This is a genomic window from Kitasatospora saccharophila (assembly GCF_039529925.1).
GTDB classification, from domain to species: Bacteria; Actinomycetota; Actinomycetes; order Streptomycetales; family Streptomycetaceae; genus Kitasatospora; species Kitasatospora saccharophila.
Genome location: NZ_BAAANS010000191.1, coordinates 1 through 560 on the forward strand (window position 1 = coordinate 1; position 560 = coordinate 560).

Genomic DNA, 560 nt, shown 5'->3' on the forward strand with positions numbered 1-560 from the left:
GAGCCCTTTCCCTTTTCCCAGTTCAGCTCCCGCCCGACGAGCTTGTACCGCTACCACCTCCAGGACGGAGCATCCCGCACGTGAGCACCGACAGCCGCAATCCAGCTGCGCCCTCGTCCACCATCGGATCGCCGGACGTGCACCACTCAGCAACCGGTGACGAAGGGCGGGAGTCACGCTCGGCGGCGCCGACGCAGGGCGCGGTGCGGGGGTTGGTGAGTGGTGCAGGTCCGCTCCCGACGTCGGATGGCATGGGGGCCAGGGATGCGGCCGACGCGGTTCCCGGTGATCTGGCGATGGCGCGCCGGCTGTGGCCGTTCCTGCTGGCGTCGACGGTGAGCCTGATCCCGTTCACGGTGTTCGGGATGTACCTGGTGCCGATCGCGGACACGGCGGGCGGCAGTGTGGCGGAGATCGGCGGGTTGCGGGGGCTCGGTGGTCTGGCCGCGCTGGTGGTTGGCTTCGCGCTGGCGCCGTTGATCGATCGGCTGGCGCGTGAGCTGGTCGCGGCCGGTGGGCTCGCACTGCTGGGTCTGTCGGCCCTGTTGGGTGCTGTGGGC

1 pseudogene is annotated in these 560 nt (G+C 70.5%); it reads left to right on the top strand.

Annotation, left to right across the window (positions count from 1 at the left end):
- Positions 1 to 80: 80 nt before the first annotated feature.
- Positions 81 to 560, top strand: a pseudogene (locus ABD345_RS40115) (hypothetical protein); the annotation flags it as partial.